Below are 17,005 nucleotides of genomic sequence, written 5' to 3'. Positions count from 1 at the left end.
AAATTAATGTAATGATCAAAGCAATATTGATAGATGACGAAGCAAACAGCCTCAGCTCGTTGAAAGAAAAATTATTAGCACATTGTGCACAAATAAAAATAATAGCTTGTTGCGATAATGCTGCAAAAGGCATTGAAGCTATTGATAGCCTGCATCCGGATATTGTTTTCCTGGATATAGAAATGCCGGTAATGAATGGCTTTGTTATGCTGCAACAACTTACCTATAAAAATTTTGAATTGATATTTACTACTGCATACGATCACTATGCTATAAAAGCTATCCGTTACAGTGCGTTAGATTACCTGGTAAAACCCATTGAGATCGAAGATTTAAAGACTGCGGTAAACAGAGCAGAAGGGAGACGGAATTTTTCTTATCCAAATCCGCAAATTGAATTATTGGTAGAGCAGATCTTAAGTAAAAAAAATACCTTTAATCGCATTGCTATTCCAACTATGGAAGGATTACGTTTTATGAAACTGCAAGATATAATCTATTTGGAAGCAAGTGGTAATTATACGCATATTTTCAGCAATGATAAAAAGAAATACATTGTAAGCCGTACTTTAAAAGATTTTGAAGATATACTACCTGCTGAAATATTTCTCCGGATCCATAATTCCTATGTAATTAATAAAAATTTTGCAGAAAAATATATACGCGGAGAAGGCGGACAAGTAGTGCTTTCTAACGGTACTTCTCTGGAAATTTCTAAAAGGAAGAAAAGTGAATTTTTAAAAGCAATTGGGTATTAAATTTATCTTGTGTTGTATTTATGAAGCCTTTGTAAAACTATAGTTCAATAAATTTGCAACTTCATTGTGAGTGAAAATAGAGCCAGTATGCAGAATTAAAGATAAAGCTCTTTACCAGCCAGGATCTGAGTTGTAAAGTTGTGCATTAGGTAGCCAGGGTTAAATATTTGTTACTGCACCTGAAGTATGTAAAGAGTATGAACTTGTGATTGATTGATATCCAATGATACCAGTATTGATCCCGTGAAGTTTATTCTTACATGCAACATTTAAGGAAGTAATGGATGTCTCCTAAGCTGATTATTGTAATAAACTGGCTAAAGCATATATGCGGCAAATAAGGTTATGTTGCTTGTAAATAATAAACTATTATTCAGATACAAAAATATCTGGTGGTATTTTTTTCTAGTTCAATGTTAAGGCGCATCTCAGCCTTTTTTCTGTTGAGGGTTACCCGCACGTACATGGGTACTTTACCTGTTTTTGCTACTGCTTTTTGGGTGTTTGGAAAGAACAAAATGGACAATTTCATTTGAATGATTTTAGGTGAAACAAGGTATTTCTGTTAGTGAAACATTTGGGAACCCAAAACCGAAAAAAAATGAAATAATCCGAGGAGGTCTGAAACACAAACCCCTGTAAATATTGAACTTACAGGGGCAATGAAATGTAGTGAAATTTGTTTTGTGATCCGGATTGGATTCGAACCAATGACCCTCAGCTTAGAAGGCTGATGCTCTATCCAGCTGAGCTACCGGACCTCAATTGGGCTGCAAATATAAGGCAATTAAAAAAAAATGAGCAATAAAAACTCCATATTATCTGAAAGAAAATTTTTCTATATTTGTTGCCTACAATTTATTGAACTATGAAGTTTTAATTACACTTAAGGATGACATGTTGTTATTATTAATGGCATGCGCTAGTATTTCCTTCCTTTTCCTTAAGTGTTTGCAGCTATAATTTTCAAAAGAGGTTTATCTTTTTATTTTCAATTTATTATCATGACAGAAACAATTATACCAGCTAAAAAACTATCTGTATTTAAATTATTTCAACAAGCCGTTCGGGGCGATATTACCGATTTTACAACAGGCAGTATCAATAAGGCTATTTTTTTACTGGCGGTGCCAATGATACTCGAAATGGTACTGGAATCGCTATTTGCAATAGTGGATATTTACTTTGTAAACCAGGTGGGTACTGCTGCTGTTTCTACGGTTATTTTAACAGAAGCCTCCCTTACTATTTTATACTCTGTTGCATGGGGGCTGGCCATGGGGGTGACTGCAATGGTGGCAAGGCGTGCAGGTGAAAAGAACTTTGCAGCCGCTGGCGATATTGCTGCCCAGGCAATACTACTGGCCACATTTTTTTCCATTATCATCAGTATAACCGGCTTTATTTTTCCTAAGGAGATCCTTGGTTTTATGGGAGCCTCAAAAGATGTAGTGAAAGAAAACTTTTTGTTTACACAAATAATGCTAACAGGTAATATTGTTATCATGTTACTTTTTGTAAATAATGGAATTTTCAGAGGCATTGGTAATGCCAACCTTGCAATGAAATCATTGCTTATTGCCAATGCCATCAATATCATTCTGGATCCTTTATTGATAAAGGGGATTGGCCCGTTTCCTGAATTGGGGTTGCATGGCGCTGCCGTGGCTACCACTATCGGCCGGGCATGCGGCGTGGTATATCAATTGTATTTTCTTTTTAATGGTAAAGCATTGGTAAAGCTGGTGAAAAAACAATTTACCATCAGCATTACAATAATGAAACAAATTCTGGATACATCATTAGGAGGCATGTTCCAGTTTATCATTGGTAGCTGCAGCTGGATCTTCCTCGCAAAATTGATTGCCGGATTTGGTACAGCAGTTACCGCAGGTTATGGTACAGCTATCCGCATATGTATATTCACCATTCTGCCTGCCTGGGGGCTGGCTAATGCGGCAGCTACATTAGTAGGCCAAAACCTTGGTGCAGGGCAACCGGAAAGAGCAGAGAAATCTGTATGGAGAACTGCTTTTATGGCCTTGTGTTTTTTTGCATTGGTAGCGCTTATATTTTTCTTTTTCGGAGCAACACTGATGCGTTTTTTTACTGCTGATAAAGTGGCCATAGAATCGGGAACATTATGCCTGCATATCCTGGCTATCGGGTATATCTTTTTTGCATATGGTATGATAATAACGCAATCGTTTAATGGCGCCGGTGATACCAAAACACCTACTTATATTAATTTGTTTGTATTTTGGCTGATCCAGATACCCATTGCCTACCTTTTTGTAAAGTACCTTAAGTTTGGCCAGGAGGGAGTTTATATGGCCATTTGTATAGCAGAATCAATACTTGCGGCGGTGAGTATTATAATTTTTAAAAGAGGTAAATGGAAATCCATTAAAGTGTAAGTTTATGTGTTCAAATAAAGGCATAAAATTTATAGCCTATTTTTGCCTTTACATGAATTTAACATTATATTTGCTTATTGAGAAATGTAAACTATAAACCAAAACTAAGGTTATGAAACTAAAACTAACACTCTTTTTTTCACTGATTATTTTATGTACAAGCGTTTTTGCGCAAAAAACCAAAAAATCTGCTGATGGTAAAAAACCGCAGCTGATCGGAGTTAATTTTATTCTTGTTGATTACAACAGCCCAAGCACTATTAAAAACCCGGGTACCACAAAAGGGTACAGTTCTTTTAGAAGTATGAGCAAAGGATTGTCATTAACTTACTGGAAAGGCCTTACTTCAACTATTGATTTTTCTACCAAAATAAATGCAATATTTAATAATTATAAACTGGCTTCTTCCGGCCAATCAGATAAAACTGAAATTGGTTTGGAATTAGAACCTACAATCAACATCAGGCCTTTTTCTGATAAAGCTAAATTAGCTCCATTCTTAACAACCGGTGTTGGTGGTGGCTATTATACCGGAGATTTCGGTGCTTATATTCCTGCTGGCGTTGGTCTTCAGTTAAATTGCAATAGTACTACTTACCTGTTTGTTCAGGCACAATACAGATTTACTTTAACTAAAAAAGTTGCAGGAGATAATCTTTTGTATTCGTTTGGACTGGCTCAAACTTTTTAAAATAAACTACACTACACATGAAACACAAACTAACGTTACTTCTGGCAGCTGCATTGTTTTGCACTAGTGCCATGGCACAACAAAACTGGGCCTCTCCAAAAAAGGGCTCCCTGGTGGGTATCCACTTCAACCTGGCAGATTTTAATGCACCTTCGGGTATCAAAGATCCGCTTACCGGTAAAGTGTACAGTTCAGTAAGAAATATGAGCAAAGGCTTATCTTTTTCATATTGGAAAGGGCTTACTTCAAAGATCGATTTCTCTACCAGGTTAAATGCAATGTTCCATAACTACCGTTTGGAAAAATACGGGTTATCTGATAAAACAGAAATAGGCCTGGAATTAGAACCTACCCTTAACATTCGCCCGATAAAAGACAATTCCAAAATTGCCCCTTTCTTAACAGCGGGTGTTGGTGGTGGCTATTATACCGGTAAATTCGGAGCTTATGTTCCGGCTGGTGTAGGTCTTCAGTTCAATTTTAGTGGCCTTACCTACTTGTTCTTACAGGCACAATACAGGTTTACTTTAACTGATAAGGTTCTGGATGACCATTTATTCTATTCTTTTGGTTTTGCTGAAAATATTGGTAAAAAAACTGCTGTAGTTCCTCCTCCTCCGCCACCACCTGTGGTAGAAGTTCCTAAAGACAGAGATGGTGATGGCGTTATTGATGCTAATGATAAATGTCCTGATGTACCAGGTCTTGCTGCTTTGCAAGGTTGCCCAGATAAAGACGGTGATGGCATTACTGATGCTGATGATAAATGTCCCGATGTAAAAGGTTTGGCCAAATACCAAGGTTGCCCTATTCCTGATACTGATAAAGATGGTGTGAACGACGAAAATGATAAATGTCCAACAGTTCCGGGTGTTGCCCGTTACCAGGGTTGCCCTATACCAGATACTGATAAGGATGGTGTAAACGATGAAGAAGATAAATGTCCTACAGAAGCTGGTCCTGCATCAAACTTTGGATGCCCTGTAATTGCACAGGCAGTTGTGGACAGGATCAATTTTGCTGCTAAGAATATCTTCTTTGCAACAGGTAGCTCTAAATTGTTGCCTAAATCTTTCAAATCTTTGAACGAAGTAGCTAAGATCATGACTGATGACGCTTCTTTGAAACTTGATATTGATGGCTACACCGATAACACTGGTGATGCTGCAAAAAATCAAACTTTATCTGAAGCAAGAGCAGCAGCAGTTAAAGCTTATTTGTCAACAAAAGGTGTTGATGAAAGTAAAATGACATCAGCAGGCCATGGCTCCGACAATCCTACTGCCGATAACAAAACAGCAGCAGGTCGTGCTAAAAACAGAAGAGTGGAAATGAAAGCCAGAAATTATTAATCAGAACTGCTTTAAATAACAAAAGCCCTTTGAATATTCAAAGGGCTTTTTGTTATAATTATGTTTGAGCGATTAACCTATTTTCTCTTCCAGTTCCATCACTTTGTCAAAAACAATTTCATACTCTGCATTCAATTGTTTTAATTCGGTCGAGGCGCTTTTATAATCTGTTTCTGTTTGTGTAAACTTAGTTTTATCATTATAAATTTCCGGTGTGGCAAGGGCAGCTTCCAGTTCCGTCTTCTTCTTATTCAGTTGTGCAATCTTTTCTTCTAATTGCTGAAAACGGTTTTTCTGCTTTTGTAATTCTTTTTTTAATTCTTTATCAATGCCTGTGTTTTGATTAGTTACAACGGGCTGATTAGCGGTGTTGGTATTTTTTTCTTTTGCTTGTTTATTACCTGCTGCTTGTTGCCCGCTGCCGGTTGCCTGTTGTTTGTTGTTACTGCTTTCAGCTTTTAATAAAGCAGCATCTGCTTTTTCTTTTCTTTCTTTCCAGTCTTCATATTCTGCGTAAGTGCCTTTAAATTCTCTTATTTTATAGTTTTCTATATCCCATATCTTATTGGCAATACGACTGATAAAATAACGGTCGTGACTTACTAAAACTATAGTCCCTTCGTATTTATTCAATGCTTCTACCAACAAATCAACAGAATGAATATCCAGGTGATTCGTAGGTTCATCCAGCATTAAAAAATTGGCTTTACTGGCAATTGTTTTTGCCAATGCCACCCTTGCTTTTTCACCACCGCTTAATACTTTAATTTTCTTTTCCACTGCTTCGCCGCTAAATAAAAAGGCACCCAGCAAACTCCTTAATTCTAAATCATTTTTTCCACTTCTGGCATCTTTCAATTCTTCCAGTACATCGTTGTTTTGATTCAATGCTTCTAACTGGTGTTGTGCATAAAAAGATTCTTCCACATTATGGCCCCAAACCCTGTCGCCATTAAAAGATTCCACGTCGGCAATAATTCTTAATAAAGTAGATTTTCCTTTACCATTAGCACCAATCAAAGCAATCTTATCACCACGTTCTATCTCTGCACCTGTATCTTCTAAAATTTTTGTTTCTCCAAAACTTTTGCTGACATGTTTTAAAGTAGCAATTGTACGGCCTGGCGTTTTATCTATGGCAAAATTGATACGCATATTAGGACGTTCCAGTTCCACATTTTCTATGCGGTCTAATTTCTCCAGTCTTTTTACAATACTTTGTGCCGCTGCAGCTTTACTAGCTTTGGCCTTAAAGCGTTCCACAAATCTTTCATTCTGCCTGATGTAATCCTGTTGATTTTCGTAAGCCTTTTGCTGCATATCAATACGCAACGCTTTTTCCTGTTCGTAGTAAGTATAGTTACCGGTATAAAAATGCAGTTCTCTCTGGTACAATTCTACAATCTTATTCACCATCCTGTCTAAAAAGAAACGGTCATGCGATACAATTACCACAGCGCCGGGATAATGGATCAGGTATTTCTCCAGCCATTCAATACTCGGCAGATCCAGGTGATTCGTAGGTTCATCCATCAGCAACACATCAGGATTCATTAATATCATTTTGGCCAGCAAAACCCTCATACGCCAACCCCCACTAAAGTTTTTATATTGTTTTCCAAGATCAGCATTGGCAAAACCAAGGCCTTGTAAAATTTCTTCTGTTCTGTGGTGAATACTGTAGCCATCCAATACATCCATCTCATGCAAAAGATCCGCATATTTATTGGCTAAGCTTTCATCGCCGGTTTTCTCCAGTTCAAGACCCAGTAATTCCAGTTCTTTTTCTAATTGTTTTACTCTTTCAAAAGCACCCATGGCTACTTCTAAAATAGAATCATCCGTATCAAAACCCAGCAGATCCTGGTGTAAAAAACCTATGGTGGTCTCCCTGCCTTTTTCTACAGTACCCTTGGCAGGACTGTACTGGCCGGTAAGCACTTTAAGTAAAGTAGATTTACCAGTACCGTTGTATCCAATCAAACCTATACGTTCATTAGGTTGAATATGCCAGGTAGCATCTTCAACAATGGTTCTTGCGCCAAATTCAAATGTTACATTCTGTAATCCTAAAAGCATAATAGTGAATTGTGAGTTGTGATTCGTGATTGGTAAGGACTGCGTGGCGCTTTTTACTCACCACTAACAACTTACAACTCACGAAACGGCTGCAAAAGTACGCTAATCAACAAACATTTTAAAGTAAACGATGTTATATCGTAAATTTGTTGAAATTTTTGTGACATGATAAAAAAGATATTCTTAAGCTTACTCATCCTTATTTTAGCTATTGCAGGATATGTGTGGTATAAATTTGCCACCAATAAAGGCGGCGGTTTTGAAGGAGAACAGGCTCAAAAACTGGAAATAAAATCGGCTACACCTGTATTTGACTCATCTGTAAAAGCGATGCTGGTTTCTTACTTCAGTATGAAAGAGGCATTTGTGGAGGCCGATACTGCTGCCGCTAAATCAGCCTGTAGCGCTATGGTAAAAGTGATTGAAGGTATTAAGCTGGATGAATTGAAAAAAGATACTACAGCACCTGTAAGTACTGTTGAAGGATTAATAAGTGATGTAAAATCTAATGCAGTTAGTTTGCTTTCACAATCTGTACTTAAGGAGATGCGCCTGGATTTTAACCAGGTAAACCAGCAAATGTATTCTTTGCTGAAAGCTATTAATTATAAAGGCGAAAAAATATACTGGCAAAATTGCCCGATGGCATTTGACGGTAATAAAGAAGCTTATTGGCTGGATACCAAAACCGGTGATGCAAGAACTAATCCTTACCTGGGTAAAAAAGACCCTGACCACGGAAGTGACATGTTGCATTGCGGAGAAGATAAAGATTCTATCATTGCCAGGTAAAACCGCTCTTTTCTCTTACTGAACTTATGAAAATGAGATTTTTAATTTTTCTTGTACTCTTACTTCCTCTTTGTGTTGCTGCACAGGAAAAGAGAGTATCTTCAAAATATACCATCAGTGGTTATATCAGAGATTCATTAAACGGGGAAACCCTGATTGGTGCCAGTATAGCCGTACAAGGAATAACAAAAGGCATCAGCAGTAATCAGTACGGTTTTTATTCTATCACACTGGAAGCAGGGGAGTACTTCTTTATCTGCTCTTATATTGGTTATCAGCCAAAAATAATTGCTGTAAAACTTGATGGCGATAAACAATTAAATTTTAATGTGCTGCCTAAGATTGCTTTATCGCAGGAAGTGGTTGTATCATCAAAGAAACGTGATGCCAATGTAAAGAATGCCCAGATGGGAAAATTTACTTTGCCAATTGAACAGATCAAATCTATCCCTGCTTTTTTAGGCGAAGTAGACCTGTTGAAAACCATTCAATTGCTACCGGGCATACGTAACGCAGGCGAGGGCAGTGCAGGCCTGTATGTACGTGGCGGCGGCCCCGACCAGAATTTAATTTTATTAGATGATGCGCCTGTTTATAATACAGGGCATCTGTTTGGTTTCTTTTCTATTTTTAATTCAGACGCTATAAAAAACGTTACACTCATTAAAGGAGGAATGCCCGCTCAATATGGCGGACGTTTATCCAGCGTATTGGATATTGCAATGAAGGAAGGAAACAACCAGAAATTCCAGGTTGAAGGTGGCCTTGGTTTAATTGCTTCACGGCTTTCTATACAAGGCCCTATAAAAAAAGACAAAGCATCTTTTATTGTTTCTGCAAGAAGAACTTACATTGACGCATTGACAAAACCTTTTATTTCTAAAACCAGCCAGTTCTACGGTTCAGGATATTATTTCTACGATCTGAATGCCAAAGTGAATTACCGGTTTTCAGAAAAAGACAGGTTATACCTAAGCGGCTATTTCGGCAGAGATGTTTTTGATTTTGTAAATGGAAGACAAAGTTTAAACGTAAATATTCCCTGGGGAAATGCTACAGGAACTTTGCGCTGGAACCATGTGTTCAACAACAAGCTATTTGGTAATACAACTGCAGTTTACAACGACTATAATTTTGCATTTAAAGCCGCACAAAACAATTTTGAAATAAAATTAGCATCAGGCATAAGAGATGTTAGTTTAAAACAGGATTTTGACCTGTATCCTTTTACAGGACACAAGATAAAATTCGGGGGTATTTTTACCTATCATAAATTCACTCCTTCTGTAGTTAGTGGTAAACAGGATTCGGTTGTATTTAAGCCCAATAATGCACAAACAAAATTTGCCAATGAAGCCGCAGTTTATATACAGGATGACTGGGAGATAAGCGATAAAGTAAAAATTAACGCAGGCTTAAGGTATAGCATGTTTCAACAGATAGGTGCTTACAAGATTTATAAAACTGACGACAACGGCAATCGTTTAGATAGTACTGTTTATAAAGGTGGACAGGCTGTAAAAACTTATGGTGGACTTGAGCCCAGGGTTACACTTCGCTATGCATTAAATGACGAGACTTCTTTAAAAGCATCGGTGACAAGAAACCTGCAATACATTCATTTGGTAAGTAATGCCGGAACAACATTACCAACAGATATCTGGGTGCCGAGTACCTATAAAGTAAAACCGCAAATAAGTTATTTATATGCTGCCGGTTTGTTTAAGAATTTTAAGGATAACATGTACGAGACTTCTTTGGAATTGTATTATAAACAAATGGAGAACCAGATAGAATATAAAGAAGGCTATACCCCAAATACTTTAGAAGATACAGAGAATTTTTTTGCATTTGGAAAAGGGTGGAGCTATGGCAGCGAATTGTTTATTAATAAGACCAAAGGAAAACTAACAGGGTGGATAGGCTATACCTTAAGCTGGACATGGAGGAAATTTGCCGCTTTAAACTTTGGTGAAAAATATCCTGCCAAATACGACAGGAGAAATGACTTGAGTGTAGTAGCAATGTATGAGCTGAATAAAAAATGGAAGTTATCTGCAGCCTTTGTTTACGGAAGTGGCAATGCTGCAACCTTACCACAGCGTTTTTATATTGTTGGTGGTGTACTAACGCAGGAGTATAGCCGTATTAATGAATATCGTTTACCTGCTTACCATCGTCTCGATCTTTCCGCCATACTTACGCCAAAGAAAAACATAAAAAGGAAATGGAAAAGTGAATGGGTTTTCAGTGTTTATAATGCTTACAGCCGCCAAAATCCTTATTTCATTTACTTTGATCAGAGTGGAAGTGCTTACAATGGAAGCCTGACCATACAGGCCAAGCAGGTCTCTCTTTTCCCTATCATTCCTGCAGTTACCTGGAACTTTAAATTTTAGGCAGGTGTCAGCACGGTTTCAAGCCGTCAGACACCAAAAAAAAGCATCCCAATGTAGGGATGCAGTTTACTGTGAGAGTTCGGATTAAGAACTATTTTTATTAACGTACAAACGTTTGGTAAGTTTCCACTTTTGCTCCCGGAAAAGCGGGGTTATTAGTTGATGTATTCATTACGGTGAATAAAACATCAGTAAGTGTTAACATTTTCCAGCGGTATATAGTTGATGGGGTAGTAGAAATTAAAGAGTCGGCACCTTTCCATTGGTAAGTACCACTGTTAACAGCAGCGCTGTTAAAGCAATACATAAAACTGGCTCCGGCATCAAATTGAACAAAATTTTTGGGAAGTGCTTTTTGAGGAATAATGGTGTCTTTGTAAAAAGACCCGCTATAATACAACTTAAGCTGTATCCTGTTGATTGACCAGGTGCCTATAACCTGCTCTTCTTTAGGTTTACTGGTACTGGTGTCTTTCTTGGCACATGAAGAAATAAAGCAGCTGGTTACAATACCCACAAAAAGTACGGAAGTGGTAATGAGGTTTTTCATCACTAAACAATATTGGTTTAAGTACTAACGCCGCTATTGCTATTTTATTGTGCAGGTTTTGGTTTATGTATAAAACGAATGGCACCACTTTTTTCCAGGTCGGAGGTAATTCGTACTTCATAACGATGAGTACCGTCAGTAACAACCATTAATGCAGTATTGGGTGGAATCTCACCCAAATTTTCAGCATACATTACCAGCTCATTTACATCCCTGTTATCTTCGGTATTCAGGGTAAGGCTGATAGCTTTGTCGGAAAGGCGCTTGTGAGAAAGCAATAATTTCCCATTAAAAAAAAGTGAAATACTATCGCCATCAATATCTCCATTATCGTAAAGGTCAACTTTAAATGTTTCATTATCCAGTTCAATGGTTTTAATGAAATTACTGTTGCGTCTTTCAAAATTCGCATCTGGACGTTGCCTGATATCCGGGTCATTTTTTACTACCGGATCGGTAGGTATTTTGATTTCAGGTTTTGCCGGAGGGTTTGTTTTAACAACCGGCGGAGGAGGAGCAACCGGAGGTTTAGTGATATTGTTTGCCAGCGGGGGTGCAACAGGTTTATTTTTGTCCGTATTAATAGATTTGTTATCAGGCTTTTTCTCCGGTTTTATATTTCTTGCGGTAGCATTGTTAAAAAGAGGCGTTTCTCTTTTTAGTATCCTTCTCGATAAAACAGTAGTGCCATAGCCGCAATCACCTTCCTGGTTGGGTGCCGGCGACCAGCTTCCTTCCAGCGTTTGCACATCATCTTTTTTAAAATAAGTGAGTTTATGTACCTGGAAACAATTGCGGATGTGATTAGGTACATTGGTTTTGGTGCGTTCTATTTCTGTTACTTCAATATATTTTTCTCTCTTATTTATTTTGCCCTTCAGCCTGCAAATAGTATAAAATCGTTTGCCTCCGTCATTAAAATAGGTATAGGAATAACCTGTAACATCGTTGCCATTTGTTTCAAGTTCCAGCACATAATCACAACGTTCGCCACCCCAGCCCATAAATGTGCTGCTGTTATCTATAAACTGCCCTTTCCACTGGCCTTTAAACTCCTGGGCAAATGCAATGCAACTAAAAAAAACAAGGGTTACTAATGGTATAATTTTTTTCATTTTCACTTTTCAATTTATTCATAATAAATTTTGTATACGCTCTCAATCGGTATTCTGTTAAAAGTTGTTTCAAGCATAAGATGATCACATTATTTACAAAGATATTTTAGATTAATTTTTCCTTAGCTAATAGTTCGTTAAATTTGCAGTCTGCATTGCTTTAAGGCAGGCATATAAAGATATGATAAAGATTACATTACCGGATGGGGCTGTAAAGGAATATGAACAGGGTTCATCAGCTTTGGATGTGGCCAAATCCATCAGCGAAGGTTTGGCAAGAAAAGTATTGGCCGCAAGTGTTAACGGAGAAGTGTGGGATGCCACACGCCCGATAAATAGTGACGCTTCATTAAAATTGCTCACGTGGGATGATAAAGATGCGAAATCAACATTCTGGCACTCTTCAGCACATTTAATGGCTGAGGCAGTAGAAGATAAATTCCCCGGCGCTAAGTTCTGGGTAGGCCCGCCTATTGATAATGGTTTGCAAAAGGGATTTTACTACGATATTGATTTAGGCGACCGCAAATTGAATGAAGAAGACCTGCTGGAACTGGAAAAGAAGATGGCAGAGTTGGCTAAACAAAATAATACCTACCTGCGTACTGAAAAATCAAAGGCTGAAGCAGTTGCTTATTTTACCGAAAAAGGAGATGAGTATAAGCTTGACCTGCTGCAAAACCTGCAGGATGGCAGTATTACTTTTTACACACAGGGCAGCTTTACCGATCTGTGCCGTGGGCCACATATTCCTGCAACCGGTGCTATTAAAGCAATTAAATTGATGAGCATTGCCGGTGCTTACTGGAAAGGCGATGAAAAGAATAAACAACTTACCAGGATATATGGCGTAACATTTCCAAACCAGAAAGAACTGGACGAATACCTTGCTTTGCTGGAAGAAGCTAAGAAAAGAGACCATCGTAAACTCGGTAAAGAACTGAGCATATATAAAATGGATGATGAAATAGGACCCGGCCTTATTTTATGGCTGCCGAATGGAACTGTGATTATTGAGGAATTAGAAAAACTGGCCAAAGAAACCGAAACAGCAGCAGGATATAAAAGAGTAGTTACACCACATCTGGCAAAAGAAAGTATTTACTTAACAAGCGGCCATTTGCCATATTATGCTGATAGTATGTTTCCTCCAATGGAAATGGATGGGGAAAAATATTATCTTAAACCAATGAACTGTCCTCATCATCATAAAATATTTGATGCTGACCAGAAGAGTTATAAGGACCTTCCTTACCGTATTGCAGAATACGGTACTTGCTACCGGTACGAACAAAGTGGTGAATTATTTGGTTTAATGAGGGTGCGTTGCCTGCACATGAACGATGCTCATATTTATTGCAACAGGGAGCAGTTTGCACAGGAATTTAAGGCCGTTAATGAAATGTATATCAAGTACTTCAAGATATTTGGTGTAGATAAATATGTAATGCGCCTTTCATTGCACGACCCTGCTAAACTGGGACAGAAATATGTAAATGAGCCTGAGCTTTGGAAAGAAACCGAAGATATGGTACGCAAGGTGCTGATAGATACAAACACTCCTTTTGTTGAGGTACAGGATGAAGCCGCTTTTTACGGCCCTAAGATTGATGTGCAGATATGGAGTGCGATAGGCAAGGAATTTACATTAGCCACCAACCAGGTGGACTTTAATTCGGGGCTGAAATTTAAATTGTCTTTTACCAATAAGGATAACCAACCCGAAGTGCCATTGATCATTCACCGGGCTCCGCTGGGAACTCATGAACGTTTCATCGGATTTTTACTGGAGCATTTTGCCGGAAAATTCCCTACCTGGCTGGCACCATTACAGGTTAGAATTTTACCCATCAGCGATAAATTCATGGATTATGCAAATACTATTTTGCAAAAGCTAAAAAATGCTGATATTCGTGCAGAGATTGATGACCGGAATGAGAAAGTGGGCAAGAAGATCAGGGACACAGAGTTGGCAAGAGTACCTTACATGCTGGTGATTGGTGAGAAAGAAATGAATGAAGGCAAAGCATCAATCAGAAGACAAGGTAAAGGAGATTTAGGTGCGAAAGACCTGGGTGAATTTATCACAGAAATTTCGGCAGAAATAAAAGAGCGTTCTTTGTAGTGCAACGAAAATATTTTTTCGTTTTTAAATAGGTTTTATAAATAAGCGAAATAATAATTTCGCTATACAAACAAACAACATTGTAAATTAAAAATTGTAAATGGCATTTCCTCCACGGCCGCCCAGGGGAGCGTTTAATCCCCGCTTTAAAAAAGAACAACAACAGGAACACAGAACCAATCACATGATTAAAGTACCTGAGGTACGTTTAGTTGGTGATAATGTAGAACCTGGTATTTATCCTACAGCTGAAGCTGTAAAAATTGCAAGAGAACAAGTTTTGGACCTTGTTGAAATTTCGCCAGGCGCTAACCCTCCGGTTTGTAAGATCATCGATTACAATAAATTTTTGTACGAAGAAAAGAAGAAGAAGAAAGAGATGAAAGCAAAATCCAAAACCAGTGAGGTTAAGGAAATTCGCTTTACGCCTAATACCGATGATCATGATTTTGAATTTAAGGTAAAACACGCCGAAAAGTTTTTATCTGATGGTAATAAAGTAAAAGCCCACGTACAATTTAAGGGACGTGCCATCATGTTTAAAGAACGTGGGGAGTTATTGCTGTTGAAATTTGCAGATAGCTTAAAAGATGTTGGTGCATTGGAAGGGTTACCAAAAATGGAAGGTAAAAGGATGCTGGTTATGTTTGCACCAAAAGCACAAAAGAAAAAATCAGGATCGGAATTAGGAAAGTTGCACAAAGAAGATAAGACTGCTCCTGCACCAGCTGCAGAAGCACCGGCACCGGATAATGCAGGTTAGTAGATATCGGGCAATTAATTTAATTTCTATGCTAATAAAATAGTACTGTATAGGGAAGCTCCAGCTTCCCTATTTTATTGTAAAAATGGGTATTGTGAGTTTATTTGAAATCTAAAATCGCAAATCTGAAATCTGAAATGTTTCAATGGACACAAGTTTAAATAAATACATCAGCGAAACAGGTTTTTGCAGCCGCAGGGAAGCCGATAAATATATTGAGCAATGCCGTGTAACTATTAACGGAAAAGAGGCCCACAAGGGCAACCGTGTAGGCGAAAAAGATGTGGTACTCGTAGACGGAGAACCGATCAGGAAAAAAAACAGTACTGGTAAAAATAATGCCGGTCCTGTTTATATTGTATTGAATAAACCCAAAGGTATTACCTGCACTACTGATTTAAAAGATAAAACTAATATAATTGAGTACGTGAATTTTAAAACCCGCATTTTTCCAATTGGCCGATTGGATAAGAGGAGTGAAGGGTTGATCTTTTTAACTAATGACGGCGATATTGTAAATAAAATTTTACGTGCCGGTAATAAGCATGAGAAAGAATATATTGTTACAGTTGATAAACCCATTACCGTAGATTTTATTAATAAGATGCGGAATGGAGTAAAGATATTAGGTACGGTAACACAAAAATGTTTTGTAAAACAGGAAGGCCCCAACCGTTTTAAAATAATTCTTACACAAGGGTTAAACAGGCAGATACGCCGCATGTGCGAAGCATTAGGCTACAATGTGGAAGCATTGGTACGCATAAGGATAATGAATATTACTTTATCCGGGTTGCAAACCGGTAAATGGCGCTATTTTACTCCTGCTGAAATTACTGTGATCAACAATATGGTAGCTAACAGCAGTAAGACCGCAGATGGTAATGAAGGTATGGATGAATAGCACATCGGAATTAGATTTGGATCCATTCCTTATTAGTGATCATAACTGATCACCCTGGATATTTTCCATTGCCCTCTTTTTTCTGCCAGATCATTACAAATTTAAAAGTCCCCGTTTCCTCTTTGCCATTTTCAATGTGCTTAAACTGGTGTACACCAATTTCTATAGCGCCGTAGTTTTTAATAGGATGTACCTCTAAACTACCACTTACCAATTGCCTCGTTAATTTAAACGGCTTATTAAAAGTAGTTTTAAAATTTTTGAACACTGTAGTGTAAGGCACTAAGCCATCATTATCCTGGAACCATTCCAGGTCTTTTGTGAACAATGCTTTAAAAGGTTCAAATTGTTGGGTATTAAAATAGCTGAATATCACACTGTCCATATGTGCAATTTCGTTGTACAATTCCTGCGGCGTTTGTGCTACTTTCTTTTCCTGTGCATTTGTTGAAATGTGTAGTGACAGTGTAATTAATAAAACTGCAAATAGTTTTTTTGTAATTTTTTTTTTATCATGGCGATATTATTTTTATTGGTTACTTTTTATTTCCATCCGCATTTCCACCAAAAGTTTGGTGAAGCCTGTTTTTTCGTAGGCTTTGATAGCAGGCTCATTATTCTGATACACTTCCAGTCTTAATTCAGTTATATTTTTTGATGCTGACCATCCGGCCAACGCATCAATGATCAGTTTATTCACACCTTTACCTCTGTATTCGGGTAATACGTACATAAAACCAAGGTAGGCATATTGCTCATATCTCAAAAACGGTTTTGCATTTTCAATCCGGGCATAACCACTGCCAATAATAGTACTATTCAATGTTGCAACAAGTAATTCTACATGAGCGGCTGTTATCATTTTCTCAATATCATAATAGCGGATGGGATCGTTTTTTAAAGTAATGTCGAAGGGACGTTCTGCAGCTATTACGCCTTGTTCAAAAAGGAGTAAGGTATCCATATCATCCAGCGTTGCTTTTCGTACAATTATTTGTTCCATCGTTCTGCAGTATTACAATAAAAATTAAAAGTAAGAATTTAGGTTGTAAAAGAAGTG

15 protein-coding genes and 1 tRNA gene are annotated in these 17,005 nt (G+C 37.8%); 9 read left to right on the top strand and 7 right to left on the bottom strand.

Features of this window, described 5'->3' with window-relative positions; all coding sequences use genetic code 11:
* Positions 1-11 precede the first annotated feature (11 nt).
* Positions 12-758: a LytR/AlgR family response regulator transcription factor gene (locus ACQ334_RS14520; protein WP_430988959.1), complete on the top strand. Its 747-nt coding sequence runs from the start codon at positions 12-14 to the stop codon at positions 756-758.
* A 373-nt stretch (positions 759-1,131) separates the two neighbouring features.
* On the opposite strand, the gene ACQ334_RS14515 is transcribed toward ACQ334_RS14520, so the two are convergent.
* Together ACQ334_RS14515 and ACQ334_RS14510 are read right to left on the bottom strand one after the other, a co-directional pair.
* A complete protein-coding gene (locus ACQ334_RS14515; protein WP_430988958.1) occupies positions 1,132-1,290 on the bottom strand; it encodes a hypothetical protein in 159 nt (52 codons plus the stop codon).
* A 155-nt stretch (positions 1,291-1,445) separates the two neighbouring features.
* Positions 1,446-1,519, bottom strand: a tRNA-Arg gene (locus ACQ334_RS14510).
* Positions 1,520-1,762: 243 nt separating this feature from the next.
* On the opposite strand from ACQ334_RS14510, the gene ACQ334_RS14505 reads away from it, so the two are divergent.
* The 3 genes from ACQ334_RS14505 (at position 1,763) to ACQ334_RS14495 (ending at position 5,218) form a co-directional block, all read left to right on the top strand.
* Positions 1,763-3,175, top strand: coding sequence for an MATE family efflux transporter (locus ACQ334_RS14505; RefSeq protein ID WP_430988957.1), 1,413 nt, complete (start codon positions 1,763-1,765; stop codon positions 3,173-3,175).
* A 112-nt stretch (positions 3,176-3,287) separates the two neighbouring features.
* On the top strand, positions 3,288-3,866 hold the full coding sequence (locus ACQ334_RS14500) for a hypothetical protein (RefSeq protein ID WP_430988956.1): 579 nt from the start codon (positions 3,288-3,290) through the stop codon (positions 3,864-3,866).
* A 17-nt stretch (positions 3,867-3,883) separates the two neighbouring features.
* Positions 3,884-5,218, top strand: coding sequence for an OmpA family protein (locus ACQ334_RS14495; protein WP_430988955.1), 1,335 nt, complete (start codon positions 3,884-3,886; stop codon positions 5,216-5,218).
* A 72-nt stretch (positions 5,219-5,290) separates the two neighbouring features.
* On the opposite strand, the gene ACQ334_RS14490 is transcribed toward ACQ334_RS14495, so the two are convergent.
* Positions 5,291-7,297, bottom strand: coding sequence for an ABC-F family ATP-binding cassette domain-containing protein (locus tag ACQ334_RS14490; protein WP_430988954.1), 2,007 nt, complete (start codon positions 7,295-7,297; stop codon positions 5,291-5,293).
* A 165-nt stretch (positions 7,298-7,462) separates the two neighbouring features.
* On the opposite strand from ACQ334_RS14490, the gene ACQ334_RS14485 reads away from it, so the two are divergent.
* Together ACQ334_RS14485 and ACQ334_RS14480 are read left to right on the top strand one after the other, a co-directional pair.
* Positions 7,463-8,089 carry a DUF3347 domain-containing protein gene (locus ACQ334_RS14485; protein ID WP_430988953.1) on the top strand — a complete coding sequence of 209 codons (627 nt, stop codon included), beginning with the start codon at positions 7,463-7,465 and terminating at the stop codon, positions 8,087-8,089.
* 32 nt (positions 8,090-8,121) lie between these two features.
* Complete coding sequence (locus tag ACQ334_RS14480; RefSeq protein WP_430988952.1) at positions 8,122-10,488, top strand: TonB-dependent receptor; 2,367 nt, start codon at positions 8,122-8,124, stop codon at positions 10,486-10,488.
* Positions 10,489-10,588: 100 nt separating this feature from the next.
* On the opposite strand, the gene ACQ334_RS14475 is transcribed toward ACQ334_RS14480, so the two are convergent.
* Together ACQ334_RS14475 and ACQ334_RS14470 are read right to left on the bottom strand one after the other, a co-directional pair.
* Positions 10,589-11,038: a hypothetical protein gene (locus tag ACQ334_RS14475; protein ID WP_430988951.1), complete on the bottom strand. Its 450-nt coding sequence runs from the start codon at positions 11,036-11,038 to the stop codon at positions 10,589-10,591.
* Positions 11,039-11,082: 44 nt separating this feature from the next.
* The gene (locus ACQ334_RS14470) at positions 11,083-12,153 is read right to left on the bottom strand and encodes a hypothetical protein (protein ID WP_430988950.1); all 1,071 of its coding nucleotides are present in this window, start codon (positions 12,151-12,153) and stop codon (positions 11,083-11,085) included.
* A gap of 181 nt (positions 12,154-12,334) precedes the next feature.
* Here ACQ334_RS14470 and thrS point away from each other — a divergent pair, with 181 nt between their 5' ends.
* The 3 genes from thrS to rluF all read left to right on the top strand — a co-directional run bounded on the left by thrS (position 12,335) and on the right by rluF (position 15,945).
* Positions 12,335-14,278, top strand: coding sequence for a threonine--tRNA ligase (gene thrS / locus ACQ334_RS14465; RefSeq protein ID WP_430988949.1), 1,944 nt, complete (start codon positions 12,335-12,337; stop codon positions 14,276-14,278).
* A gap of 100 nt (positions 14,279-14,378) precedes the next feature.
* On the top strand, positions 14,379-15,041 hold the full coding sequence (infC, locus tag ACQ334_RS14460; protein WP_430988948.1) for a translation initiation factor IF-3: 663 nt from the start codon (positions 14,379-14,381) through the stop codon (positions 15,039-15,041).
* A gap of 145 nt (positions 15,042-15,186) precedes the next feature.
* Complete coding sequence (gene rluF / locus ACQ334_RS14455; RefSeq protein ID WP_430988947.1) at positions 15,187-15,945, top strand: 23S rRNA pseudouridine(2604) synthase RluF; 759 nt, start codon at positions 15,187-15,189, stop codon at positions 15,943-15,945.
* Positions 15,946-15,994: 49 nt separating this feature from the next.
* Here rluF and ACQ334_RS14450 read toward each other — a convergent pair whose 3' ends face one another.
* Positions 15,995-16,351: a nuclear transport factor 2 family protein gene (locus ACQ334_RS14450; RefSeq protein WP_430988946.1), complete on the bottom strand. Its 357-nt coding sequence runs from the start codon at positions 16,349-16,351 to the stop codon at positions 15,995-15,997.
* Between the two features lie 123 nt (positions 16,352-16,474).
* A complete protein-coding gene (locus tag ACQ334_RS14445; protein ID WP_430988945.1) occupies positions 16,475-16,948 on the bottom strand; it encodes a GNAT family N-acetyltransferase in 474 nt (157 codons plus the stop codon).
* Between the last annotated feature and the right edge of the window lie 57 nt (positions 16,949-17,005).

Origin of the sequence: Ferruginibacter sp. SUN106 (assembly GCF_050611765.1) — a bacterium.
Taxonomy (GTDB): domain Bacteria; phylum Bacteroidota; class Bacteroidia; order Chitinophagales; family Chitinophagaceae; genus Ferruginibacter.
This window is presented reverse-complemented; position numbering and strand designations above follow the sequence as displayed.